Origin of the sequence: Pseudorhodoferax sp. LjRoot39, from assembly GCF_964253035.1 — a bacterium.
GTDB lineage: Bacteria > Pseudomonadota > Gammaproteobacteria > Burkholderiales > Burkholderiaceae_C > Pseudorhodoferax.
In genome coordinates, this window is the sequence record NZ_CAXUQL020000001.1 from 4,437,893 (window position 1) to 4,461,654 (window position 23,762).

General features: G+C 70.4%; 23 protein-coding genes and 1 pseudogene. 8 read left to right on the top strand and 16 right to left on the bottom strand.

What is annotated here, in order from left to right; translation table 11 throughout:
• Positions 1 to 9 precede the first annotated feature (9 nt).
• The 3 genes from ACSQ4M_RS20585 to ACSQ4M_RS20595 form a co-directional block, all read right to left on the bottom strand.
• Positions 10 to 264, bottom strand: coding sequence for a pentapeptide MXKDX repeat protein (locus ACSQ4M_RS20585; RefSeq protein WP_436191281.1), 255 nt, complete (start codon positions 262 to 264; stop codon positions 10 to 12).
• Between the two features lie 101 nt (positions 265 to 365).
• Complete coding sequence (locus tag ACSQ4M_RS20590) at positions 366 to 1,157, bottom strand: molybdopterin-dependent oxidoreductase (protein ID WP_436191282.1); 792 nt, start codon at positions 1,155 to 1,157, stop codon at positions 366 to 368.
• The gene (locus tag ACSQ4M_RS20595) at positions 1,154 to 1,804 is read right to left on the bottom strand and encodes a cytochrome b/b6 domain-containing protein (protein WP_436191283.1); all 651 of its coding nucleotides are present in this window, start codon (positions 1,802 to 1,804) and stop codon (positions 1,154 to 1,156) included. The genes ACSQ4M_RS20590 and ACSQ4M_RS20595 overlap by 4 nt, the downstream gene beginning before the upstream one ends.
• Positions 1,805 to 1,902: 98 nt before the next feature.
• Between ACSQ4M_RS20595 and ACSQ4M_RS20600 the strand changes: the two genes are divergently transcribed.
• Complete coding sequence (locus ACSQ4M_RS20600) at positions 1,903 to 2,631, top strand: response regulator transcription factor (RefSeq protein ID WP_436191284.1); 729 nt, start codon at positions 1,903 to 1,905, stop codon at positions 2,629 to 2,631.
• Positions 2,628 to 4,094 (top strand): ATP-binding protein, encoded by a 1,467-nt coding sequence (locus ACSQ4M_RS20605; protein ID WP_436191285.1) that lies wholly within the window; start codon positions 2,628 to 2,630, stop codon positions 4,092 to 4,094. The genes ACSQ4M_RS20600 and ACSQ4M_RS20605 overlap by 4 nt, the downstream gene beginning before the upstream one ends.
• A 15-nt stretch (positions 4,095 to 4,109) precedes the next feature.
• Here the strand turns inward: ACSQ4M_RS20605 and ACSQ4M_RS20610 are convergent, their stop codons facing one another.
• Positions 4,110 to 4,649, bottom strand: a complete 540-nt coding sequence (locus tag ACSQ4M_RS20610) for a peroxiredoxin (protein WP_436191286.1) — start codon at positions 4,647 to 4,649, stop codon at positions 4,110 to 4,112.
• Between the two features lie 152 nt (positions 4,650 to 4,801).
• On the opposite strand from ACSQ4M_RS20610, the gene ACSQ4M_RS20615 reads away from it, so the two are divergent.
• From ACSQ4M_RS20615 to ACSQ4M_RS20630, 4 genes and pseudogenes are all read left to right on the top strand, one after another.
• The gene (locus ACSQ4M_RS20615; protein ID WP_436191287.1) at positions 4,802 to 6,388 is read left to right on the top strand and encodes a phospholipase D family protein; all 1,587 of its coding nucleotides are present in this window, start codon (positions 4,802 to 4,804) and stop codon (positions 6,386 to 6,388) included.
• Positions 6,389 to 6,417: 29 nt separating this feature from the next.
• The gene (locus ACSQ4M_RS20620) at positions 6,418 to 6,711 is read left to right on the top strand and encodes a LysR family transcriptional regulator (protein WP_436191288.1); all 294 of its coding nucleotides are present in this window, start codon (positions 6,418 to 6,420) and stop codon (positions 6,709 to 6,711) included.
• 247 nt (positions 6,712 to 6,958) lie between these two features.
• Positions 6,959 to 7,240 (top strand): annotated as a pseudogene (locus ACSQ4M_RS20625) (SMP-30/gluconolactonase/LRE family protein); the annotation flags it as partial.
• A 13-nt stretch (positions 7,241 to 7,253) separates the two neighbouring features.
• On the top strand, positions 7,254 to 7,967 hold the full coding sequence (locus tag ACSQ4M_RS20630; protein ID WP_436191289.1) for a hypothetical protein: 714 nt from the start codon (positions 7,254 to 7,256) through the stop codon (positions 7,965 to 7,967).
• On the opposite strand, the gene ACSQ4M_RS20635 is transcribed toward ACSQ4M_RS20630, so the two are convergent.
• The 8 genes from ACSQ4M_RS20635 to mhpA form a co-directional block, all read right to left on the bottom strand.
• Entirely contained in the window at positions 7,950 to 8,693 is a 744-nt protein-coding gene (locus tag ACSQ4M_RS20635; RefSeq protein ID WP_436191290.1) for a tRNA-uridine aminocarboxypropyltransferase, read from the bottom strand. The genes ACSQ4M_RS20630 and ACSQ4M_RS20635 overlap by 18 nt on opposite strands.
• A 79-nt stretch (positions 8,694 to 8,772) precedes the next feature.
• Positions 8,773 to 9,642 carry an alpha/beta fold hydrolase gene (locus ACSQ4M_RS20640; RefSeq protein ID WP_436191291.1) on the bottom strand — a complete coding sequence of 290 codons (870 nt, stop codon included), beginning with the start codon at positions 9,640 to 9,642 and terminating at the stop codon, positions 8,773 to 8,775.
• A 25-nt stretch (positions 9,643 to 9,667) separates the two neighbouring features.
• On the bottom strand, positions 9,668 to 10,726 hold the full coding sequence (gene dmpG / locus ACSQ4M_RS20645; RefSeq protein WP_436191292.1) for a 4-hydroxy-2-oxovalerate aldolase: 1,059 nt from the start codon (positions 10,724 to 10,726) through the stop codon (positions 9,668 to 9,670).
• A 13-nt stretch (positions 10,727 to 10,739) separates the two neighbouring features.
• Positions 10,740 to 11,690 (bottom strand): acetaldehyde dehydrogenase (acetylating), encoded by a 951-nt coding sequence (locus ACSQ4M_RS20650; protein WP_436191293.1) that lies wholly within the window; start codon positions 11,688 to 11,690, stop codon positions 10,740 to 10,742.
• Positions 11,691 to 11,710: 20 nt separating this feature from the next.
• On the bottom strand, positions 11,711 to 12,679 hold the full coding sequence (locus tag ACSQ4M_RS20655) for a Bug family tripartite tricarboxylate transporter substrate binding protein (RefSeq protein ID WP_436191294.1): 969 nt from the start codon (positions 12,677 to 12,679) through the stop codon (positions 11,711 to 11,713).
• 37 nt (positions 12,680 to 12,716) lie between these two features.
• Positions 12,717 to 13,499, bottom strand: a complete 783-nt coding sequence (mhpD, locus tag ACSQ4M_RS20660; protein ID WP_436191295.1) for a 2-keto-4-pentenoate hydratase — start codon at positions 13,497 to 13,499, stop codon at positions 12,717 to 12,719.
• A 12-nt stretch (positions 13,500 to 13,511) separates the two neighbouring features.
• On the bottom strand, positions 13,512 to 14,453 hold the full coding sequence (locus tag ACSQ4M_RS20665; protein WP_436191296.1) for a 3-carboxyethylcatechol 2,3-dioxygenase: 942 nt from the start codon (positions 14,451 to 14,453) through the stop codon (positions 13,512 to 13,514).
• A 194-nt stretch (positions 14,454 to 14,647) separates the two neighbouring features.
• Complete coding sequence (mhpA, locus tag ACSQ4M_RS20670; protein ID WP_436191297.1) at positions 14,648 to 16,405, bottom strand: bifunctional 3-(3-hydroxy-phenyl)propionate/3-hydroxycinnamic acid hydroxylase; 1,758 nt, start codon at positions 16,403 to 16,405, stop codon at positions 14,648 to 14,650.
• Between the two features lie 123 nt (positions 16,406 to 16,528).
• On the opposite strand from mhpA, the gene ACSQ4M_RS20675 reads away from it, so the two are divergent.
• Positions 16,529 to 17,335 (top strand): DNA-binding transcriptional regulator, encoded by an 807-nt coding sequence (locus ACSQ4M_RS20675; RefSeq protein ID WP_436191298.1) that lies wholly within the window; start codon positions 16,529 to 16,531, stop codon positions 17,333 to 17,335.
• A gap of 111 nt (positions 17,336 to 17,446) precedes the next feature.
• On the opposite strand, the gene ACSQ4M_RS20680 is transcribed toward ACSQ4M_RS20675, so the two are convergent.
• From ACSQ4M_RS20680 to ACSQ4M_RS20695, 4 genes are all read right to left on the bottom strand, one after another.
• A complete protein-coding gene (locus ACSQ4M_RS20680) occupies positions 17,447 to 18,370 on the bottom strand; it encodes an ABC transporter permease (RefSeq protein WP_436191299.1) in 924 nt (307 codons plus the stop codon).
• A gap of 73 nt (positions 18,371 to 18,443) precedes the next feature.
• Positions 18,444 to 19,502, bottom strand: a complete 1,059-nt coding sequence (locus ACSQ4M_RS20685; protein WP_436191300.1) for an ABC transporter permease — start codon at positions 19,500 to 19,502, stop codon at positions 18,444 to 18,446.
• A complete protein-coding gene (locus ACSQ4M_RS20690) occupies positions 19,499 to 21,136 on the bottom strand; it encodes an ABC transporter ATP-binding protein (protein ID WP_436191301.1) in 1,638 nt (545 codons plus the stop codon). The genes ACSQ4M_RS20685 and ACSQ4M_RS20690 overlap by 4 nt, the downstream gene beginning before the upstream one ends.
• A 3-nt stretch (positions 21,137 to 21,139) precedes the next feature.
• Complete coding sequence (locus ACSQ4M_RS20695) at positions 21,140 to 22,129, bottom strand: BMP family protein (RefSeq protein WP_436191302.1); 990 nt, start codon at positions 22,127 to 22,129, stop codon at positions 21,140 to 21,142.
• A 258-nt stretch (positions 22,130 to 22,387) separates the two neighbouring features.
• Here ACSQ4M_RS20695 and ACSQ4M_RS20700 point away from each other — a divergent pair, with 258 nt between their 5' ends.
• Positions 22,388 to 23,641: an MFS transporter gene (locus ACSQ4M_RS20700; RefSeq protein ID WP_436191303.1), complete on the top strand. Its 1,254-nt coding sequence runs from the start codon at positions 22,388 to 22,390 to the stop codon at positions 23,639 to 23,641.
• Positions 23,642 to 23,762: the final 121 nt, after the last annotated feature.

Genomic DNA, 23,762 nt, shown 5'->3' on the forward strand with positions numbered 1-23,762 from the left:
GGGCCGTGCTTACTTCTTCATGCCGTCCTTGGCCATGCCGTCTTTCGCCATGCCATCCTTGGCCATGCCGTCCTTCGCCATGGCGTCCTTGCCCATCGCGTCCTTCTTCATCATGCCGTCCTTGGCCATGGAGTCCTTCTTCATGCCGTCCTTGGCCATGCTGTCCTTGGCCATGGAGTCCTTCTTCATCTCGTCGGCCGCGAAGGCGGAGACCGAGCCGACGGCGATGAAGGTGGCGAGCAGGGTGGTGGTGAGCTTGTTCATGGTGTTCGTCCTTGAGGTGGGTGAAAGGTGAGGGGGGTTGAATCGGGCCGGTTCGGCATGAACGCGGCCCCGCGTTTCGCAAGCGTTGCGGGCGGCTGCCCTCAACTGCCTCCGAACCAGTTGTAGCCCTGGTCTTCCCAGTAGCCGCCAGGGTGCGTGTTGGTCACGAACAGCGCCTGGATGTGTTTGGGGTTCTTGTAGCCCAGCTTGGTGGGCATGCGCAGCTTCATCGGAAAGCCGTACTTGGGTGGCAACGGTGCGCCGTCCCAGCTCAGCGCCATCAGCGTTTGCGGGTGCAGCGCGGTGGCCATGTCGATGCTGGTGTGGTAGTCGTCCGCGCACTTGAAGCCGATGTACCTGGCCGTGGTGTCCGCGCCCACGCGGGCCAGGAAGTCGGAGAAGCGCACGCCGCCCCACTTGCCGATGGCGCTCCAGCCCTCCACGCAGATGTGGCGCGTGACCTGGTCGTGCTGCTGCATGGCGCGCAGCTCGGCCAGCGTCCAGGGGCGCTTGTCGGCCACCAGGCCCGTGACTTCGAGCCGCCAGGCGGCACCGTCCACTGCGCGGATTTCGTCCTCGCCGTAGTAGGCGTTGAACGGGAACGGCCGCGTGATCATGGACTCGGGGTAGGTCGGCGCCAGCTGCGTGGGGTCGAAGATCCAGCCCTGCACCCGGTCGTTGAACTGCGAGACGCGGGTCAGCGCGGCCTCCACGCTGGCGTTGTCGCTGATGCTGCAGCCGGTCAGCATCGACAGGCCGCCCAGCGTCAGCGAACGCTGCAGGAAGGCGCGGCGCGCGGGTTGTTCGATGCGCCGGCCGATCAGGCGGCGGGCTTCGGACAGGGCCGCCTCGGCGTCGATGCCGGGCAGGGTGGGGCGGCGGAAGATCTTCATGCGGCCTCCTGGGCGGCGGTGTTGGTGGTGGCGGTGGTGTGGCGGCCGCTCAACATGGCCAGCAGCGTGCGGGGCACCAGCGCCACCATCACCAGGTGCACGCCGACGAAGCCGACCAGCCCGGCCATGGCGACGAAGTGGATGCGCCGGGCGAACTCGTAGCCGCCCAGCAGATCGCGCAGCAGGCCGAACTGCACCGACTTCCACAGCACCAGGCCGGAGAGCACCAGCAGCACCGTGTCGACCATGACGAACAGGTAGGCCGCGCGCTGCACGCTGTTGTAGTGGCGCGGATCGGCGTGGGTCAGTGCGCCGCGCAGGGCCGCCTTGAGGTCGCGCCAGATGCCGGCCGGCGTCAGCGGAAAGAACTTGCGGGCCAGCCGGCCCGTGGCGATGTTCAGCGCCAGGTAGACCAGCCCGTTGGCGGCCAGCAGCCACATGGCCGCGAAATGCCACTGCAGCGCGCCGCCCAGCCAGCCGCCCAGCGTCAGCTCTTTCGGGAACGTGAACGGGAAGAACGGCGCGGCGTTGTAGATGCGCCAGCCGCTGGCCACCAGCACCAGCACGGCCAGTGCGTTGAGCCAGTGGCAGGCGCGCAGCCAGCCGGGGTGGATCGGCTTCGGGGCGGGGGTGTTGGCGTTTGGCATGGCGGCAAGTGTGGGCCGCAGGCCCTGGCCGATTCATCACCGAATCTTCAATTAATCGTGACAACTCGGCGCCGCGCTTCGCTCCACAATCCCGGCCCATGGACATCCCCAAGCGCGTACTGATCGTCGAGGACGACGCCCACATCGCCGAGCTGCTGCGCATGCACCTGGCCGACGAGGGCTATGCCGTGACGCACGCGGCCGACGGCCATGCGGGCCTCAAGGCGCTGCAGACCGGCGCCTGGGACGCGCTGGTGCTGGACCTCATGCTGCCTGGCGTGGACGGGCTGGAGATCTGCCGCGCGGCGCGGGCCATGGCCCGCTACACGCCCATCATCATCACGAGTGCGCGCTCCAGCGAGGTGCACCGCATCCTGGGCCTGGAGCTGGGCGCCGACGACTACCTGGCCAAGCCCTTCTCGGTGCTCGAACTCGTGGCCCGCGTGCGTGCGCTGCTGCGGCGCAGCGAGGCCATGGCCCGCAATGCGCGCGTGGAGGCCGGCCGGCTGGAGGTGGGTACCGTGGGGCTGGACCCGGTCTCGCGCGAGGTGCAGGTGGACGGCAGGCCCATCGAACTGACGCCGCGCGAGTTCGACCTGCTGCACTTCTTCGCGCGGCACCCGGGCCGCGTGTTCTCGCGGCTGGAGCTGCTCAACAAGGTCTGGGGCTACCAGCACGACGGCTACGAGCACACCGTCAACACCCACATCAACCGGCTGCGCACCAAGATCGAGGCCGACCCGGCGCAGCCGCGCCGCATCCTCACGGTGTGGGGACGGGGCTACCGGTTGGTGGCGGGCGACGCCGAAGCGGGGGAGGCCGCATGAAGGCCCTGGCTGGCTGGACCCTGTCGCGCCGCCTCTCGCTGGTGTTCGCGGTGCTGCTGCTGGCCTGCTCGGCCGCATCGGCCTGGCTGCAGATGGCCACCAGCGAGCGGCACGAGCGCGAGCTGACGCAACGCCTGTCGCTGGGCCTGGCCGCCCACATCGCGGGCAATGCCGAACTCATGCGGCCCGACGGGCTGAACGACGCCGCCGTGCGCAAGCTGTTCGACATGCTCATGGCCGTGAACCCGAGCGTGGAGGTCTACCTGCTCGACCGCGACGGCCGCATCGTGGGCCAGGCCGCGCCGCCGGGCCACCTGAAGTCCACCCGCGTCGACCTGGCGCCGGTGCGCCGCCTGCTGGCCGGCGCGGCGCTGCCCGTGCTGGGCGAGGATCCGCGCAGCCCCGGCGCTGCCAAGGTGTTCAGCGCAGCGCCGTTGCAGGTGGACGGGCGTGCGGCCGGCTACGTCTACGTGGTGCTGTCGGGCGAGGACCGCGACGCCATCAGCGCGCGCCTGGCCGCCGGCTCGGCGCTGCGCACCACGCTGTGGGCCATCGCGCTGGTGGCGCTGCTGGGCCTGGTGGCCGGGCTGGTGGCCTTCCACTTCATCACGCGGCCGCTGCGCCGGCTGACCGCGGCCGTGCAGGAGGCGGAGCGCGGCGGCATGGATGCGCTGGGCGAATTTCCGGCGCTGGACGCGGTGGCCGGGCGCCGCGACGAGATCGGCGTGCTGGGCCAGGCCTTTGCGCGCATGGCCCAGCGCGTGCACGCGCAATGGAAGACGCTGTCGGCCCAGGACCAGCAGCGCCGCGAGCTGTTCGCCAACATCTCGCACGACCTGCGCACGCCGCTGACCTCGCTGCACGGCTACCTGGAGACGCTGCGCATGAAGGCCGACCTGCTGGACGCGGACGAACGCCGCCGCTACCTGGACATCGCGCTGGGCCAGAGCCGCAAGGTCGGCCGGCTCGCGCAAGAGCTGTTCGAGCTGGCGCGGCTGGAATACGGCGTGGTCCAGCCCGAGAAGGAGCGCTTCGCGCTGGCCGACCTGGTGCAGGACGTGTTCCAGAAGTTCGAGCTGGCGGCCGAGGCCCGGCGCCAGCGGCTGGTGGCCGACATCGCGCCCGGCCTGCCGGTGGTCCACGCCGACCTCGGCATGATCGAACGCGTGCTGACCAACCTGCTGGACAACGCGATCCGCCACACGCCCGAGGGCGGCGAGATCGCCGTGCGGCTGCTGCACGGCGACGGCGGGGTGCAGGTGGAGGTGGCCGACACCGGCCCCGGCATCCCGCGCGAGCTGCAGCCGGTGCTGTTCACGCGGCCGGCCTTCGCCAGCAGCGGCGAGCGCGGTGGCGGGCTGGGCCTCATGATCGTGCGGCGCATCCTGCTGTTGCACGGCAGCGACATCCGGCTGGAGCCGCGCGCCGGGGCGGGCGCGGTGTTCCGCTTCGCGCTGGCGTAGCGGATGGCCGCCGCGCTACTTGGCCGGCGGCCGCTTGGCGGCCCACTGGCGCAGCGCGCCCAGCACCTTCTCGACATGCTTGTCCGAGTTCAGGCTGGTGTACTGGTAGGCCACGGTGCCGTCGGGCGCGATCAGGTAGGAGACGCGGTTGGCGTACTCGGGCTTGAGCGTCAGCACCGCGTCGTAGGACTTCATGATGGCCTGGTCCGGATCGGCCGCCACCGCGAACTTGCCGCGGCAGGCCGAGACCGAAAAGCGCTTCTGCGTGTCGATCTCGTCGCGCGAGACGCCGATCACGCTGGCGCCCAGGGCCTTGAACTCGGGGATGGCCTCGGCGAAGTTGTGCGCCTCGATGGAGCAACCCTCCGAGAACGCCATCGGAAAGAAGTACAGCACCACCGGGCCCTTGGCCAGTTCCTGGTGCAGCGAATAGGGGAAGACCTGGCCGGCCAGGGCGGCTTGCGCGGTGAAATCGGGCGCCTTGTCGCCCAGGTCGAGCGCGGCGAACGCGGTGGAGGCGGTGCAGGCCAGAGCCAGGCAGAGGGCAGAGCGCATGGACGGATCCCTTCGGCAAGTGCGGCGTGCGCGCGACAGGCGCCGGCCTTCGGGGCCCCGCCGCACGCGAGCCGGCGCATGATACGGCGCCGGGCTGCGGCGTGCACGCTGCGGCCGTGTCCGGCTCCCTTTGCAACCCATCCTGTGCTGCCATGAATGCAAGCCATCCGTCCTGGCGTCTCGTCCTGCTCTGGCTGTGCGCCGCCTGGCTCGCTGGCTGCACTGCGCTGCCCATGAAGAGGCCCGACGATGCGCCAGCCAGCCAGGCCATCGCCGCCAGCGCCGACACCGTGCTGGGCCGCATCGCGCTGCGCTCGACTCCCTCGCCGGAGCTCTCGGGTTTCCGGCTGCTGCCGCTGGGCAGCTACTCGCTGGACGCACGGCTCACGCTGGCCGAGCGCGCGCAGAAGACGCTGGACGTGCAGTACTACCACATCCAGAACGACGAGACCGGCCGCCTGCTCATGCGCGCGCTGCGCGACGCCGCCGCGCGCGGCGTGCGCGTGCGGCTGCTGCTGGACGACTGGTACACCTCGGGCGAGGACGACCTGCTGCTGGCGCTGGCCAGCCACCCCAATGTGGAGCTGCGGCTGTTCAACCCGTTCTGCTGCCTGCGCGGGGCCGGGCAGCTCACGCGCTTCGTGCTGTCGTTCGACTGGAACCGCGTCAACCACCGCATGCACAACAAGCTCATGGTGGCCGACGGCGCGATGGCCGTCATCGGCGGGCGCAACGTGGCCAACGAGTACTACCTGCGCGGGGCGCTGGACAACTTCATCGACCTCGATGCCTTCGTCGTGGGCGCGGTCGTGGCCGACCTGTCGAAAATCTTCGACGGCTACTGGAACAGCGACCCGGTCTACCCGCTGCAGATGGTGGCCGCCAGCCCGCATTCGCCCGAGGCGCAGCGCAGCATGTTCGAGATCGCCACCAACGCGGCGATGACGCAGCTGCCCGCCGCGCTGCCCCCCAACGACGTGCTGGGCTACGGCCCGATCCGCGAAGACCTGGACGCCGGCCAGGTCGGCCTGATCTGGGGCACGGCGATCGCGCTGGCCGACACGCCCAACAAGGTCATGGAGGCCAAGGGCATGCTGCTCATGAACAGCGTGACCTACAACGTGCTGGACGCCATGCGCATGGCGCAGGACGAGGTGATCGTGTCCTCGCCCTACCTGGTGCCGGGCAAGCCGGGCATGGTCTGGCTGCGCGAGATGGCGGCGCGCAAGCTCAAGCTGCAGATCCTGACGAATTCGCTGGCCTCCACCGACGAGCCCACGGTGCACATCGGCTACAGCCAGTACCGGCCCGAGATGCTGCGCCTGGGCATCGACCTGTACGAGCTGAGCTCCAGCCGCGTCATGAAGAACAAGCGCCAGTCCATGCTGTTCGGCAGCTCGCAGGCGCGGCTGCACGCCAAGCTCGTGGTGATCGACCGCAAGACCCTGTTCATCGGCTCCATGAACCTGGACCCGCGCTCGGCCCGCATCAACACCGAGATGGGCGTGATCGTGCAGAGCCCGCAGCTGGCGCGCGAGCTGCTGCGCGTGATCGACATCGACAAGCTGCAGAGTGCCTACCGCGTGCGCCTGGCGGGCAATGGCAGCTGCTGCGAGTGGCTGACGGTGGACGACGACCTGGAGGGTGAGATGGTGCTCACGACCGAGCCCGATTCCAGCTTCTCGATGCGCCTGAAGACCTGGCTGCTGACGCCCTTCGTGCCGGAACAGCTGCTGTAGCCACCCTGCCTTCCCCCGGAGCCCCCCTTTTGGACCTGCGCGACCTCCAGTATTTCGAAGTCACGGCCGAGCTCGAACACATGGGCCGCGCGGCCGAGCGCCTGCACCGCACCCAGCCCGCCTTGAGCAGCTGCGTGCGCCGGCTGGAAGAGGCCTGCGGCGCCGCGCTGTTCGAGAAGACCGGCCGCGGCATCAAGCTCACGGCCGCCGGCCATGCGCTCAGGCGCTGGGCCCAGCGCACGCGGCTGGACGTGGAGAGCGCGCGGCGCGAGATCGGCGACATCGGCCGCGGCCTGGTCGGCTGCTGGCGCTGCCCGCGCTGATCGGCGAGACCGGGCTGCTGAGCTTCATCTCGCGCCCGCACCTGCAGGCGGGCTGCTCGGGCGCCGGGCTGCGCGAGGTCGAGCTGCCGGTTCTGACCATGCGCCGCCGGCTGGTGGCGACCTGGCGCGACAGCGGCCATGTCTCGCCACGCAGCGCCCCATCACCTTGCTCGCACGCCATGCCGGGGGCGACAGCCTGGCCTGAATCCCCAAAGCCGCATCAATCGGTTTCAAGAAAGATTCGATCTATGGCCCGAGCGGCCCGGACGGGCTGGCGGTGGATGCGCAGGGCAGGGTGCTCGTGGCCAACCCGGGCCTCGGTTGTGTCTGGGTGCTCAACCACCGGGCCGAGCCGGTGCAGGTGCTGCGCGGTGCGGCGGGTGCCTCGACCACCAACATCGCCTTCGGCGGTGCTGACCGGCGCACGCTGTACGTGACCGACTCCACGCACCGCCAGGTGCTGTGTGCGCGCATGGATGTGGCCGGTTTGCCACTGGCGCGCGGAGCTGGGGCGGGGCAGAACGCGTAAGCTCGCCCCCGCCATGAACAAACTGCGCTCGGAACTCCAACGTCTTTATTTCTCCAGGCCTGCCGCCCAGGAAGGTACCGGCGCTGCGCCCGCCGGCCTGGTCGGCCAGGATGGCACGGTGCGCGCCCTGGTCATGGCGCTGCGGCGCCAGCCCGACTGGGAACTGCTCGCGCGCGTCTGGCAGGGCGTGCAGGCCGAACTGGACCTGCCGGCACCGGCCATCGCGGTGTCGGGCACGGATGCGATGCAGCTGTGGTTCTCGTTGGCCGAGCCCATCACCGCTGCGCAGGCCCAGGCCTTCCTCGATGGTTTGCGGCGGCGCTTTCTGCCGGAGGTCGATACCCGGCGCCTGCTCCTGCTGCCCGCGTTGGATCTGCAGCACGCGCAGCCGGTGCCCGCGGCCCAGGCCGGCATGGACAACTGGTCGGCCTTCGTTGCACCCGACCTCGCACCGGTCTTCGGCGACACGCCCTGGCTGGACATTCCGCCCAACGAGGAAGGCCAGGCCAGCCTGCTGCGTGGCATCGCGGTCACGAAGAAGGCCGCGTTCGAGGCTGCGCTGCAGACGCTGGCCGGCAGCGCGCCGGTGGCCCAGCCACTGGCGCCGGACGCGGGCGGCGATCCCGTGCGCTTCCTGCGCCGGGTCATGGACGACGAGGGCGCGCCCATGGCCTTGCGCATCGAGGCCGCCAAGGCCTTGCTGCCGTACTCAGGCCAGCGCGGCTGAGGCGTCGGCCGCCTCGCGCAGCCGCTGGTGCGCGGCGCTGTCAGGGTCTACGGGCTGCTGGTTGCGCGCCTGCAGGTAGTGGTGGGTGAAGACGTCCAGGTAGGCGTTCAGCGTTTCGGCTGCCACGGTCTCGCCAGCCAGCGCCAGGCACAGCGCGGCGACCTCGCTGGTGCAGAAGTGGTCGTTGCGGCGCGAGCGGCGCAGCTTGTAGCCGGAGGCCCGGTCGGGCTCCAGGCTCAGCACGGGCAGGCCGGCCAGGTAGGGGCTCTTGCCGAACATCTTGCGGGCCTCGGACCAGGTGCCGTCCAGCAGGATGAACAGCGGGCGCCGGGCCGGCGCGGCCGGGTCCGACTGCACGGCACGCACCACGCGCTCGGGCGCCGCGTACTCGCCCGGGAACACCACATACGGCTGCCACTGCGGGTCGGCCAGCAGCGCCAGCAGGGCCGGGTCGACGGCGGTGCGCGCCCAGGTGAAGGCGAAGGTGTCGGCCACCATGTCGGCAATCAGCCAGCCCGTGTTGCTGGGCTTGAGCGGTTCGATGTCGGCCATCAGCAGGCACATGCCGGCGTTCGTGGGCACCACAGGCCGCAGGCCGCAGATGCAGTGGCTTGGCAGCAGCCGGCAACCGGCGCAGCGCGGGCTGCGCGAGCCGCGGCGTGCGAGAAAGGGCTTGACGCTGTGCGTGAGCCGCGCGGCGCGCAGGAGGGAGACGGCATGGGGCATGCCGCCGATTGTCCCTGCGATGGCGCGCACCACCGCCAGCCGCGCCACCTGCGCTCGGCCTGGCCGATGCTGCACGGCTTCAGCCCACGGCCAGGAACTCCTTCACCATCCGGTTGAACTTGTCCGCGTGCTCCCACTGTGCCCAGTGTCCGCAGCGGCTGAACACGTGCATCTCGGCATTCGGCAACCCCCAGACCAGCCGCAGGCCCACGTCCAGCGGTACGAAGCGGTCGTCGCGGCCCCAGATCACCAGCGTGGGGGCGGCGATCTCCGAGAGGCGGTGGCCGTAGTCGGGAAACTGCCTGGGGTTGGCCGCGCTGCTCTTGACGAAGTTGTCCAGGTGCTCGCGCCGGTTCAGCATGTTGTCCAGGCGCGCCTGGTACAGCTCCTCCGTCAGGCTGCTGGTGTCGTAGACAAACACGGCCATCATGCGCTTCAAGTTCTCGATGGTCGGGTCGCGGTACAGCGCGCCGATCAGCTTGATGCCCTCGGTCGGCATGGGCACGAACTGGCTGGGCCCGCCGGTGCCCCCGCCCATCAGCACCAGCTTGCCGACGCGCTGCGGATGCTTGAGCGCGAAGGCCACGGCGCTGTGGCCGCCCATGGAGTTGCCGATGATGTGCACGCGGGCGATCTGCAGGTGCGCGAGCAGTGCCGCCAGCGTGTCGGCGTTGAGGTCCGAGCGCGAGCCGGTGCTGACGATGGTGTCGCTCTTGCTCCAGCCCGGGCAGTCCATCAGCACCACGCGGTAGCCGGCGTCCACCAGCGGCTGCACGTTGCGGTTGAAGTTGGCCCAGCCGCTGGCGCCGGGGCCCGAGCCGTGCAGCATGACGACGGTCTCGGCGCCCTGGCCCGCGTCGTTGTAGTGGATGCGCAGCCGGGCCTGGCCGACCTGCAGGTCGGCGAAGTGGCTGGTCGATTCCTCGGTGAGGACGGTGGTGGCGTTCATGGCGGTTTCCTGGTTGCGGGCGGCCTCAGGCGGCCTCGCTCATCACGGGTTGGGCGTGTGTGCGCTCGTGCTCCTGGGCCTTCAGCAGGTCCAGCGCCACGTCGACGATCATGTCCTCCTGGCCGCCGACCATGCGGCGCCTGCCCAGCTCGACCAGGATGTCCACGGTCTTCAGGCCGTACTTCTTCGCGGCCACCTCGGAGTGGCGCAGGAAGCTGGAGTACACGCCCGCATAGCCCAGCGCCAGCGTCTCGCGGTCCACGCGCACCGGGCGGTCCTGCAGCGGGCGCACGATGTCGTCGGCCGCGTCCATCAGCCGGTACAGGTCCGTGCCATGGGCCCAGCCCATGCGTTCGGCCGCGGCGATGAAGACCTCCAGCGGTGCGTTGCCGGCGCCCGCGCCCATGCCGGCCAGGCTGGCGTCCACGCGGTCGCAGCCTTCCTCCACCGCCACGATGGAGTTGGCCACGCCCAGGCTCAGGTTGTGGTGGGCGTGCATGCCGGTCTGCGTTTCGGGCTTGAGCACGTCCTTGAAGGCGCGGAAGCGGTCGCGCACGTCGTTCATGGAGAGCGCGCCGCCGGAGTCCACCACGTAGCACACGGTGGCGCCGTAGCTCTCCATCAGCTTGGCCTGCTGGGCCAGGCCCTGCGGCGTCTGCATGTGGCTCATCATCAGGAAGCCCACGGCCTCCATGCCCAGGTGGCGTGCGTACTCGATGTGCTGGCGCGCCACGTCGGCCTCGGTGCAGTGCGTGGCCACGCGCACGATGCGCGCACCGGCGTCGTAGGCCGCCTTCAGGTCGTGCACGGTGCCGATGCCGGGCAGCAGCAGCGTGGCGATCTTCGCGTGCTGCACGACGCTGGCCACGGCCTCGATCCACTCCAGGTCGGTGTGGGCGCCGAAGCCGTAGTTGAAGCTGCCGCCCTGCAGCCCGTCGCCGTGGGCGACCTCGATGGAGTCGACCCTGGCCTCGTCCAGCGCCCGGGCGATCTGCCGGGCCTGCTCCACGCTGTACTGGTGGCGGATGGCGTGGCTGCCGTCGCGCAGCGTCACGTCGGAGATGTAGATCTTCTTGCCGGTCATGGTGTGTACTCCTTCAGGCGGCCACGGCTTGCAGCATCCGCGCGGCCATGCGTTCGGCCGTGCGCAGGCCGGCGCTGGTCATGATGTCCAGGTTGCCGGCGTAGGCCGGCAGGTAGTGGGCCGCGCCCTCGACCTCCAGGAAGATGGAGGTCTTCAGCCCGCTCATGCGCTCGCCGACGCCCGGGATGCGGATCGGCCGGTCGGCCTCGATGCGGTCGAACTGCACGCGCTGCTTGAGCCGGTAGCCCGGCACGTAGGACTGCACGTCGGCCGCCATGCGCGCCACCGATTCCTCGATGCGGGCCGGATCGACGAACTCCGAGAGCGTGTAGACCGTGTCGCGCATGATCAGCGGCGGCTCGGCCGGGTTCAGCACGATGATGGCCTTGCCCCGGGCGGCAACGCCCACTGCCTCGATGGCCTTGGAGGTGGTCTCGGTGAACTCGTCGATGTTGGCGCGCGTGCCGGGGCCGGCGCTCTTGCTGGAGATCGAGGCGACGATCTCGCCATAGTGCACCTTGGCCACGCGCGAGACGGCAGCGACCATGGGGATGGTGGCCTGGCCGCCGCAGGTGACCATGTTCACGTTCGGCGCGTCCAGGTGCGCGTCGCCGTTGACCACGGGGATGCAGTACGGGCCGATGGCCGCCGGCGTCAGGTCGACCATGCGGATGCCGGGCTTGAGGCCGCGCAGGAACGCGTCGTTCTTCACGTGGGCCGAGGCGCTGGTGGCATCGAACACGAAGTCGATGTCCTGGAACACCGGCAGGCGCGTGAGGCCCTCGACGCCCTCGTGCGTGGTGGCCACGCTCATGCGGGCGGCGCGGGCCAGGCCGTCGGACGCGGGGTCAATGCCGACCATCGCGCCCATCTCGATGTGCTGGCCATGGCGCAGGATCTTGATCATCAGATCCGTGCCGATGTTGCCGCTGCCGACGATGGCAGCCTTGAGTTTGCGGGTCATGGTGTCGCTTTCGTTGGGGGTCATTCGACGGTGGCGCCGCTGGACTGGACCAGCGGCGTCCAGCGCGCGACTTCCGCCTGCATGAACTGGCCGAACTGCTCCGGGCTGGACGGGAAGGCCTGCATGCCCTGGTCGGAGAAGCGCTTGAGCAGTTCGGGGTCGCCCAGCGCCTTCTGGAACGCCTGGTTCAGCCGGGCGATCACCGGGGCCGGCGTGCCCGCCCGCGCCACCGCGCCGAACCACACGCCGGCGTCCACGCCGGGGATGCCCAGCTCGGCCAGCGTGGGCACGTCGGGCAGCTGCGGCGAGCGCTTGGCGGCGGCGATGGCCAGGGGCTTGAGTCGCTTGCCGGCGATCAGCGGCGCGGTGGTGATGACCGGATCGAACATCATGTCGACCTGGCCGGACATCACGTCCTGCAGCGCCGGGGCCGAACCCTTGTAGCCCACGTGGCTGTACGTGCCACCGACCTTGCCGCGGAACAGCTCGCCCAGCAGGTGGCCGATGGAGCCGATGCCCTGCGAGGCGAAGCTGAGCCCGCCCTTGCGCGTCTTGGCCTCCTGCACCAGCGCCTGCACGCTGTGCAGCGGGCTGTTGGCCGGCACCACCAGCACCAGCGGCGAGGCGATCAGCGAGGACACCGGCGTGAAGTCCCGGGCCGGGTCGTAGGAGAACTTGCGGTACAGGTTCTGGTTGATGGCGAACATCTCGGTCGCGGCGATGAACACCGTGTGGCCGTCGGCTGCTGCGTTCTTCACGGCCGCGGCGGCGATCTGCCCGCCGCCGCCCGGCTTGTTGTCGACGATCACGGGCTTGCCCAGCGTGTCGGCCATCTTCTGCGCCATGGCGCGGGCGACCTGGTCGGTGATGCCGCCGGCCGGGAACGGCACGACCAGCGTCACGGTGCGTTGCGGAAAGTCCTGGGCGGTGGCCAGCGCGGGCAACGCGGCCAGGGCCAGGGTGGCGAGCAGGGAACGGCGAGAGTGCATGGGGCGTGTCTCCGGGGGGAATGAAAAAGGGGGGCGATCAGCTTGCGAACTGCACGTGGACCGTGCCCAGGCCGCCGATGTGGGCCTCGAAGCGGTCGCCCGGCTGGGCCGCGACCATGGGCCCGAGCGCGCCGGTCAGCACCAGGTCGCCGGCCCTGAGCGGCTGGCCCAGGCTGGCCAGCTTGCGCGCCAGCCAGACGGCGGCGTTCAGCGGATGGCCCAGGCAGGCCGAGCCCTGGCCCTGCGAGACCAGTTCGCCGCGGCGCTCCATGCGCATCGGGCAGGTCTTGAGGTCCAGGCCGTTCAGGGCCACCGGCACGCCGCCCAGTACCACCAGGCCGCTGGAGGCGTTGTCCGCCACGGTGTCGATGAAGCGGATGTTCCAGTTGGCGATGCGGCTGCCCACGATCTCCACCGCCGGCAGCGCGTAGGCGGTGGCGCCGATCAGCTCGACCAGCGTGGTGTCGGCGCGCTCCAGATCGCGTGCCAGCACCAGCGCCACCTCGGCCTCCACCTTGGGCTGCAGCGTGCGCGCCCAGGGCAGGGGCTCGTCGTCGCCGTAGACCATGTCGGCGAACAGCGTGCCGAAGTCGGGCTGGTCCACGCCCAGCTGCTGCTGCACGGACAGCGAGGTCAGGCCGATCTTGCGGCCGACGATGCGCCGGCCCTGCGCCGTGGCATGGCGCACGTTGGCCAACTGCACGCGGTAGGCCGTGTCGGCGTCGGGGATCTCGTCGCGCAGCGGGGCGATGGGCTGGCCGCTGCTTTCGGCTTCGCGCAGGCGCGCGGCCCATCGCGCAATGTCTTGCTCGGTGCTCATGTCGTCGTCTCCTCAAGTGGTGTGCAGAAACAGGATTCCGTAGCCGGCGATGAGTGCCGGGATCGCCTGGTAGTGGCGCAGCGGGCAGGGCAGCTCGGTGTCTTCGGGCAGCGCGGCACGCGCCACCAGCCAGGTCTTGGATTCGTGGGCCGACAGGCCGGCGGCCTGCTCGATGGAGGCCTCGCTGTCCTGCACCAGCAGGTCCAGCCGGCCGCGGGCCAGCGCGTCCATCCAGCGCCGGTCCCAGTCGGGGTTCAGCGGCTTCATGCCGGCGTCGCCGCGCGCCAGTGCGATGCCGGCGGCCTTGACGCGCTCGGTCTTGGCATCGCGCTCGTCCTGCGTCGGCGTGCGCCTGGCGGTGATGCGCTCGCGCACCGCGGAATCGGGGTGGGCCATGGTCGGCACCGGCGGCTCGTGCGACAGGCCGCCCGAGCCGATCAGCAGCGTGCGCCGCGGCAGCGTGTCCAGGAAGCGGCCGATCTCGCTGCCGAGCTGGCGGCAGCGCCGCAGCCGCGGGATGCCGGGCTGGGCCACGGCGTTCAGGAACACCGGCAGCACGGGCGGTGTGTCCAGGCCGCCCCAGATGAACTGCAGCGCCTGGGCGAAGCCGTGATCCACCTGCATGCGGCGCGACAGCGCCAGGTCGAAGCCGTGGTCCATGAGCCAGGTGGCCAGGCCCAGCGCGGCGGCTTCGTCCACGTTCAGCGTGCCGGCCGGCGTGAGGTAGTCGCCGACCGAGGTGCACTGGCTGCCGATGCAGAACGGCGGCATCAGCTCGTTGAAGAAGCCGTTGTAGTGGTCCGGGCCGACCAGCACGACCAGCTCGGGGTCGAACGCCAGCACGGCTTCGCGGGCACGGGCGATGCCGCACTGCAGCTCGGCCTGCACGGCGGCGTCGAGCGGGTTCAGCCCCAGCAGCGGCGAGTGGGACATGCCCAGGAACGCGCGGGCCATCTCAGTTCTCCACGGCGCTGGCGCGCCACCCGCAGGACACGAAACCGGCTCGCAAGCAGCGGTTCAGAAGGCCGCGGAGCAGGCCATGCCAGCGCAGCCGCGGAACTGGCTCTGCCAGGCCGCCGGGTGCGCCCCCTTGAGGGGGGATGGGACTTCTACACGAAGTGAGAAGTCCAAACGGGGGTGGTTTCATTTCAAGCCTCCAGCGGGGCGTGCAGCAGCTGCGCCAGCCGGGCGGTGGTCGCGTCGATCCCGTGCGGCGAGGTCATGGCGGCGACGAAGCGGTCCGGCCGCACGACCGCGATGGAGCAGCTCTGCCCGGTGAACCAGTCCTTGATGCGGCCCTGGGTGTCGCCCAGCGTGGTGACGCCGGGGCCGGCCTCGTCCGCGTAGGCCATCTGCACCAGCGGCTTGACCTTGATGAAGCGCGTGCCCAGGCGCTCCCAGAACGCGCGCACCGCCGGGCGCATGCCGTGCGTCGGGTCCGTGCCCCAGGCGATGATGGCGAAGTTCAGGCCGATGGCCTCGTCCAGGCGCACGCTGGCGCCGTCGGCCAGCGTCACGCGCGGCTGGATGAACATGCGGCCCACCGGCGTCTGCAGCGGCGCCTCCAGGCCGTTGATCAGCCGGCCGAACAGCGACTCCTTCTTCTGCGCCATCAGGCCGATCAGGCGCCCCATGGGCGTGTCGCCGGAGCGGTCGAGCAGGCCGCCGAACACGGAGCCGGCCTCGGCGCGCTCGGGCAGCAGCACCACGCCCTTCTCGTAGCGCGGCATGGGCTTGAAGCGCATTTCGGCGAAGTAGGCCTTGACCGGCGGCACCGCGTTCAGCGCCAGCATCAGCCGGTCGCGCACCTTGGCGGCGGTGGCGCTCTCGGGCGCGAAGATGTCGCCGGCCACCTCGGACAGGTGGATCATCGCGCGCGCATGGTCGCGGCGCTCGTCGGTGTAGCTGTCCAGCATGGCATCGCCGCACTTGCCCTGCGCCACCAGCGCCAGCTTCCAGGCCAGGTTGCTGGCGTCGCGCATGCCGCTGTTGTAGCCCTGGCCCTGCCACACCGGCATGATGTGCGCGGCATCGCCGGCCAGCAGCACGCGGCCCACGCGGAAGGTGCTGGCCAGGCGCGCGTTGTGGGTGTAGACGCGCTTGCGGATGTAGTCCAGCTTGTCCGGGTGCGGCACCACCTTGGCCATCAGGCGGGCCATGTTCTCGGGCCTGGACAGCTCTTCTTCCGTCTCGCCCGGCATCACCATGAACTCGAAGCGGCGGATGCCGTGCGGCAGCGCGGCCGAGACGTAGGGGCGTTCGGGGTCGCAGCACATGTCGATGTGCGGCGTGCCCAGAGGGTCGTTGCGCACGTCCACCACGATCCACTGGTTGGGTTTGGTGCGGCCCTCGAAGGCCACGCCCAGCGTGCGCCGCACGAAGCTGTTGCCGCCGTCGGCCGCCACCACGTAGCGCGCGCGCACCCGGCTCTCGGTGCCGTCTTCGGCCTTGAAGCCCAGCGACACGCCGCCGGCATCCTGGGCGATGTCCGTCAGCTCCTGGCCCAGTCGCGACCGGACGTGCGCGAAGCGCTGCAGGCCTTGGTACAGGATGGCATCGACCTGCGGTTGGATGAAGGCGTTGCGGCGCGACCAGCCGAACTCGTCGGTGCGCGGCTCGATGCTGGCGAAGCATCGCCCATCGGCCGTCAGGAAGCGCATCCAGTGGTCCGGCGTGATGTGGGTCTGCACCTGCTCGGCCAGGCCGATGGCCTGCAGCGTGCGCAGCGACTCGTCGTCGATGCCGATGGCGCGCGGGTAGTCGATGATCTGCGGCAGCCGCTCGACCACCAGCGTGCTGACGCCGGCCAGGCCCAGGGTGTTGGCGATGGTCAGCCCGACCGGGCCGGCGCCGATGATGACAACGTCGGCGTCCTGGCCGGTGGATGCTTGTGATGTCGATTCCATGGCGGTCTCCTGTAGGTCTGGGTGGGTGGCACAACTCGGAAAGAATTCTGTTGGGCAGGGTCGATGTGGTAAACACTGTGCACCTGGTGCACAGGTTGATCAGGGTTAACCCTTGGAGTCGAGATGCGCGCACGCCTGACAGCCCAATCCCCGCCCTACAAGGAGGTCCGCGGCCTGGCGCGCGGCCTGGAGGTGTTGCGCGCGCTGAACCGCGTGCCGGGCGGCATCGGCGCGACCAGCGAACTGGCGCGGATCTGCGGCCTGGACCGCACCACGACCAAGCGCCTGCTGGAGACGCTGCGCCAGCTGGGCCTGGTGCGCCCCGGCGACCGCGACGGCCAGTACTGCCTGACTTTCGATGTGCGCAGTCTGAGCGAGGGCTTCGAGGACGAGGCCTGGGTCGGCAAGGTGGCGCTTCCGTCCATGCAGGCCGCTGCGCGCGAACTGATGTGGCCATGCGACCTGGGCACGGCGGAGGCCGGCTTCATGGTGGTGCGCGAATCCACGCACCGCTGGAGCACGCTGTCGCAACACCGCGCGATGATCGGCGAGCGGCTGCCGCTGCTCGCCACGGCGATCGGCCGCGCCTACCTGAGCGCCTGCGCAGAGGTCGAACGCGAGGGCCTGCTGGAGCTGCTGCGCGTGCGCGACGACTGGATCGGCGATCAGGCCCGCGACACTGCGGCGGTGAAGCGCATGGTCCGGGCGACGCAGCGGCGCGGCTACTCGGTCAACGAGGGCGAATGGATCCGCGAAGCCGGCTTTGCCGCCATCGCGTTGCCGGTGTTCGCCGGCCCGCGCCTGCTGGCGGCGCTGAACATGGTCTTTCCCAAGGGCGCCATCGCGCCGGCCGAGCTGCGCCGACGCTACCTGCCCATGCTGCAGCAACTGGCCGAGACCATCGGCAAGAACAGCGAGGCCTGGATTTGATCAGTCCGGGCGCGCGCGCCGTCCGCAGCAGCGCAGCCTGCACCAGCGCAACGACACGCTGGAGGTGCGCGGTGGCGAACGCGCCCTGGCCCGGCCGATGACAGGGGAAGACTACCGCTCGCCCTTGCGGTAAGGCTTCATGAGCGCCTGCGGATAGGCCGCCTTGCGCGCCACCACGATGAGCGCCACGATGGACAGCACATAGGGCAGCATCAGGTACAGCTGGTAGGGCAGCAGTGCGTCGCCCGACTGTTGCAGGCGCAGCTGCAGCGCGTCGAAGAACGCGAACAGCAGCGCGCCCAGCAGCGCCTTGCCGGGGCGCCAGGAGGCGAACACCACGAGCGCCACGCAGATCCAGCCGCGGCCGTTGACCATGTTGAAGAAGAAGGCGTTGAAGGCCGACAGCGTGAGGAAGCTGCCCGCCACGCCCATCAGCGCCGAGCCCGCCACGATGGCCGCCGTGCGCGTGCGTGCCACCGACAGGCCCTGACCTTCGGCCGCCTGCGGGTTCTCGCCGACCATGCGCAGCGCCAGGCCCGCCGGCGTGCGGTACAGCCCATAGGCGATCAGCGGCACCAGCAGCAGGGCCAGCAGCGTGAGCGGCGTCTGCGCGTTCAGCACCGGTATCGGCAGCCAGTCCATGGGCGCGAACGGCGCGACAGTGGGTGGTGTCGTCACCTTTGGAAAGCTCACGCGGTAGCCGTAGTACGACAGCGCGGTGGCCAGCATGGTGATGCCCAGGCCCGAGACGTGCTGCGACAGCGCCAGGCCCACGGTCAGGAAGGCGTGCAGCAGGCCGAACACCGCGCCAGTGAGCGCAGCGACGGCCACACCGATCCAGAGCGGCCAGCCCGCGTACACGGCCAGCCAGCCGGCGAAGGCGCCCGCGACCATGATGCCCTCGATGCCCAGGTTCAGCACGCCAGCGCGCTCGCACAGCAGCACGCCCAGCGTTCCGAGGATCAGCGGCGAGGCGATGCGCAGCACCGCGACCCAAAATGCAGCATTGCCCAGGATGTCCAGGATCTCGCTCATTGATGCACCCTTCGGCCTGCGGCCTGTCCCGCCAAGCGGGAGCGAGCTTGCTTGGGGCGGCCCGGCGCGGCGCTCATTTGCGCACCCTGTACTGCGTGAGCAGCGTCGCCACCAGCACCGCCAGCAGCGCGGTGGCCACGATCACATCGGCGATGTAGGTCGGCACGCCCACGGCGCGGCTCATGCTGTCGGCGCCGACCAGCACGCCGGCCACGAACACGGCCGAGGCCACCACGCCCAACGGGTGCAGGCCGGCCAGCATGGCGATCACGATGCCCGCGTAGCCATAGTTGGGCGACATGTCCAGCGTCACGTAGCTGGTGCGGCCCGCCACCTCGATGGCACCGGCCAGGCCGGCCAGCGCGCCCGAGAGCAGGGCGGTGAGCACCACGGTGCGCGTGACCGGCACGCCCGCGAAGGCCGCCGCGCGCGGGTTGGCGCCCAGGGCGCGGATGTCGAAGCCCAGCACCGTGAAGCGGAAGATGGCCCAGACCAGCACGGCCAGCACGAGGCCCCACAGCAATCCGGTGTGCACGCGCGTCTGCGCGACGAGCTTGGCGAGTTCGAGGTCGGGTTGCAGCGCCACGCTTTGCGGCCAGCCCATGGCCAGTGGGTCTTTCATGGGGCCGTCGAGCAGCGCGCCCACGGCCAGCAGCATGATGAAGTTGAACAGCAGCGTGGTGACGACCTCGTCCACGCCGAGCTTGTTCTTCATGAGCGCCGGCCCCAGCAGCAGCAGGGCGCCGGCCAGCGCGGCGGCCAGCATCATGAGCGGGAACAGCAGCCACACGGGCCACTCCAGCCCGGTGCCGCCGTGCAGGCCGCCGACCGCCACGGCCGCGATGGCGCCCGCGTAGAGCTGGCCCTCGGCGCCGATGTTGAACAGTTTGGCCTTGAAGGCCACGGTGGCGGCCAGGCCGGTCAGGATCAGCGGGATCGCGCGCGTGAGCGTCTCGCTCCAGGCGAACACCGAGCCGAAGCCGCCAGCCAGCAGCAGGCCGTAGGTGCGTGCGACCGGCGCACCGGCCCACAGCACCAGCAGCGCGGCGACCAGCAGCGTGAACGCGACCGCCCCCACGGGCGCCAGCAGCAGCGCGCCGCGCGAGACTTCGTGGCGACGTTCCAGCCTCATGCCGCCTCCGTGCTGCCGGCCATCGCCAGGCCGATGGCCTCGCGCGTCCATTCCTCGGCCGGCCGCGCCGGTCCCAGGTGGCCGGCGTGCATCACGGCCACGCGGTCGCCCAGCGTGAGCACTTCGTCCAGGTCGTCGGAGATCAGCAGCAGCGCGGCGCCCGCGTCGCGCGCGGCGATCAACTGTTGCTGCACGAAGGCGACGGCGCCGATGTCCAGGCCCCAGGTCGGCTGGTGCACGACGATCAGAGAAGGGACGGGGACCGTGGCCCCCACGCTCCCCGCTGCGCGTGGTTCGCTGCCCCCCGAGGGGGCTGCCCCGCCTTGGGGCGGCCCGGCGGCGGGGCATGTGGCGTCGGCCGTCGGCAGCAGCGCCCGGCCCAGGATGAGTTTTTGCATGTTGCCGCCCGACAGCGACCGGGCCGCGGTGTGCAGGCCGCCGCCACGCACGTCGAAGGTTTGCACGATGCGCTGGGCCTGCGCAGTGGCGGCGCGCTGGCGGATCCAGCGCAGGCCGGCCAGCGCACGCGAGAAGGTGGGCGTGCGCAGGCGTTCGGAGACAGCGTTCTCCCATTGCGGCAGGTCGCCGACCACGCCCGTGCCGTGCCGGTCTTCCGGGATGCGCGCCACGCCCTGCTGCACGAGCGCGCCCGGCGTCTGCGGCAGGGGCTTGCCCTGCAGCGTGGCCGTGCCGGCGGTGGCAGCGCGCATGCCGGTCAGCAGCTCGGCCAGCGCGGCCTGGCCGTTGCCGGACACGCCCGCGATCGCAGTGATCTCGCCCGCGCGCAGCGTCAGCGAGAGCCCGCGCAGGCGGTCGTTGCCATGGCCGGCGGTGCTGATGTCGCTCAGTTCGCAGACCACGGCACCGACCCGTTGGGCGGGCTGGCGCGCGCGCTGCTGCACGGCATGGCCGACCATCCAGCGCGCCAGCTGGGCCTGGTCGCAATCGGCGGTGCGGCCCTCGGCCACGAGCTTGCCGTGGCGCAGCACGGCCACGCGGTGCGACACGCGCAGCACCTCGCCGAGCTTGTGGCTGATGAAGATGATGGCCAGGCCCTGGGCGACCATTTCAGCCAGCGCGTCGAACAGCTGCTCGCTCTCCTGCGGCGTGAGCACGGCCGTGGGCTCGTCCAGGATCAGGATGCGCGCGCCGCGGTACAGGGCCTTGAGGATCTCCACGCGCTGGCGCTCACCCACAGACAGGTCGCCCACGCGCGCATCCGGGTCCACGGGCAGGCCGAAGCGCCGGGCCACATCGACCAGGTGCGCGCGCGCGGCGGCGCGCCGCGACAGCGGGCGCCACAGCGGCTCGGTGCCCAGGACGATGTTGTCGAGCACGCTCAGGTTGTCGGCCAGCGCGAAGTGCTGGTGCACCATGCCCACGCCGGCCGCCAGCGCCGCGCGCGGGTTGCCGGCAGGCAGAGGCTGGCCGAACACCTCGATGCGGCCCGCGTCGGCGGTGTAGTGACCAAACAGGATGGACATCAGCGTGGACTTGCCCGCGCCGTTCTCGCCCAAAAGGGCGAGCACCTCGCCCTGGCGCAGCTCCAGCGCGATGCCGTCATTGGCGACCAGGCTGCCAAAGCGCTTGGTGATGCCTTCCAGGCGCAGCACCGTCGGCGCGTCAGAACCCATCGTTCACTTCGCCGTGGACTTGGGCTGGCCGTCGTCGATCTTGACCGTGAACTTTCCGGCCAGGATCTCGGCCTCGCGTGCGCGCACCTTGGCCACCAGATCGGCCGGGATCTTCTTCTCGAAGCTGCCGAGCGGCGACAGCGCCGAGCCCTTGTGCTGCATGTGCGAGTAGACGCCGTAGTCCTCGGGCTTGAACTGGCCATCCTTGACGAGCTTGAGCGCGCGGTCGATCGAGGGCTCCATATTCCACAGCGCGGAGACGACCACGGTGTCGGGATACTGGGCCTGGGTATCGATCACGTTGCCGATGGCCAGCACCTTGCGCTCCTTGGCCGCATCGCTGACACCGAAGCGCTCCGCATAGAGGATGTCCGCGCCCTTGTCGACCATGGCGAAGGCGGCTTCCTTGGCCTTGGGTGGGTCGAACCAGCTGTTGATGAAGCTCACGCTGAACTCCACCTTGGGGTTGATCTCCTTGGCGCCGGCCATGAAGGCGTTCATGAGGCGGTTGACCTCGGGGATCGGGAAGCCGCCGACCAGGCCGATCTTGTTCGACTTCGTCATGCCGCCGGCCACCATGCCCGTGAGGTAGGCCGGCTCCTGGATGTAGTTGTCGAACACGCTGAAGTTGGGTGCCTGCGGCTTGCCCGAGCTGCCCATCAGGAACATGGTCTTGGGGAAGTCCTTGGCCACCTTGCGCGCCGCGGCCTCGACTGCGAAGGCCTCGCCCACGATGAGCTGGTTGCCGGCCGTGGCGTACTCGCGCAGCACGCGCTCGTAGTCGGCGTTGGCCACGTTCTCGGTGGCCTTGTACTCGATCTCGCCACGCGCTTCGGCCGCCTTGAGCGCCTTGTGGATGCGGCCCACCCATTGCTGCTCGAAGGGCACGGTGTAGACCGCGGCGACCTTGAGCTTGGCCTGGGCCAAGGCGAAGGGGGGTAGGGCCAGCGTGGCGACGGCGGCGGCAAGGATCAGGGGACGGCGTTGGAACATGTGGGGGGACTCCTCTGGGGGCAAACGACGGCAGGTTCAGCAATATCGGTGCCATGCGCATTGTGGCGCGGTCCGCCCTGTGTGCTGCTCGCGGGCCGATCAAAAAGTCGGGGCGGGTTGCATGGACCCGTGCGACCGTGCACGCGCGCCGTGCAACCGCGCACCATGGCGTGCACCGCGCCCCGGCGTCGCCCGCCCCCGGCCTAGAATGCCGGCGCTGTTCAAGGCGCCCGCGGGGCGCTTTCCTTTGCCCGTCTCGTGCGTTCTTCCCCTCCTTCTGCCTCCGCCGCAACGCATGTGTTGCGCCACCCCGGCATGCGTGCCTTCATGGCTGCGCGCGTGGCCGCCGTGCTGGCCACCCAGGTGCAGGCCGTGGTCGTGGCGTGGCAGGTCTACGACCTCACGCGCGAGCCCCTGGCCCTGGCGTATGTGGGCCTGGCCCAGTTCATCCCCATGCTGTGCTTGTTGCTGCCGGCTGGCGACCTCATGGACCGCTTTGCGCGCCGCCCGATCCTGGCCACGGCCTGGGTGGTCTCGGCGCTGTGCAGCGCGCTGCTGTGGTGGCTGTCGGGCCATGGTGTAGCCGGCGTCTCGTCCATCTACGCGGTGCTGGTACTGTACGGCTGCGCGCGTGCCTTTGCCGGGCCGGCGCTGCAGAGCCTGCTGCCGCAGATCGTGCCGCGCGAGCAACTGGCCCAGGCGATCGCCGTCAACAGCATGCTGATGCGCAGCGCCACCATCACCGGGCCGTTTCTGGGCGGGTTGCTCTATGCACTGGGCGGCGGCGAGCTGACCTACCTGGTGTGCCTGGGCTGCTTCGTGCTCGGGGCGGTGCTGCTGCGCTACGTGACGGTGGCGCACGCCGCGCCAGGCGTCGTGGGCGGCACGATCTGGACCCGTTTTGCCGAAGGCATCGCCTTCATCCGCTCGCGGCCCGTGATCCTGGGCTGCATCTCGCTGGACCTGTTCGCCGTGTTGCTGGGCGGCGTGGTGGCGCTGCTGCCGATCTACGCGCACGAGGTGCTGCACGTGGGGCCGCAGGGCCTGGGCGCACTGCGCAGCGCCATGGCGGTGGGCGAGGTCGGCATGGGCCTGTACCTGAGTGCGCGGCCCTTGAACCGGCGCGTGGGCGCAACCATGTTCGGCGCGGTGGCCGTGTTCGGCGTGGCCAACCTGGTGTTCGCGCTGTCAAACGGGTTCTGGCTGTCCTTCGTTGCACTGCTGGTGGCCGGCATGGCCGACATGGTGAGCGTCTACATCCGCGGCGCGCTGGTGCAGTTCTCCACGCCGGACGCCATGCGCGGGCGCGTGCAGGCGGTCAACATGCTGTTCATCGGCTCGTCCAACGAACTCGGCGAGTTCCGCGCCGGCACCAGCGCGGCCTGGCTGGGGCCGGTCGGCGCGGCCGTGGCGGGCGGGCTGTGCACGCTGGGCGTGGTCGGCAGCTGGGCCGCGGCCTTCGGCGGCCTGCGCCGGTTGGACCGCTTCGAGGAGGTCGGCGCCCGGCCTTGAAGGACCTGGGGTTGCCACCAGCTATGGCATACTGTTTCGGCGCAGAACGGTGGCTCCGCCGCCCCTGCGAAGCCGGATGGCCCCGCCTCGGAGCCATGGCAGTGCAACCGCAAGGAGGTCA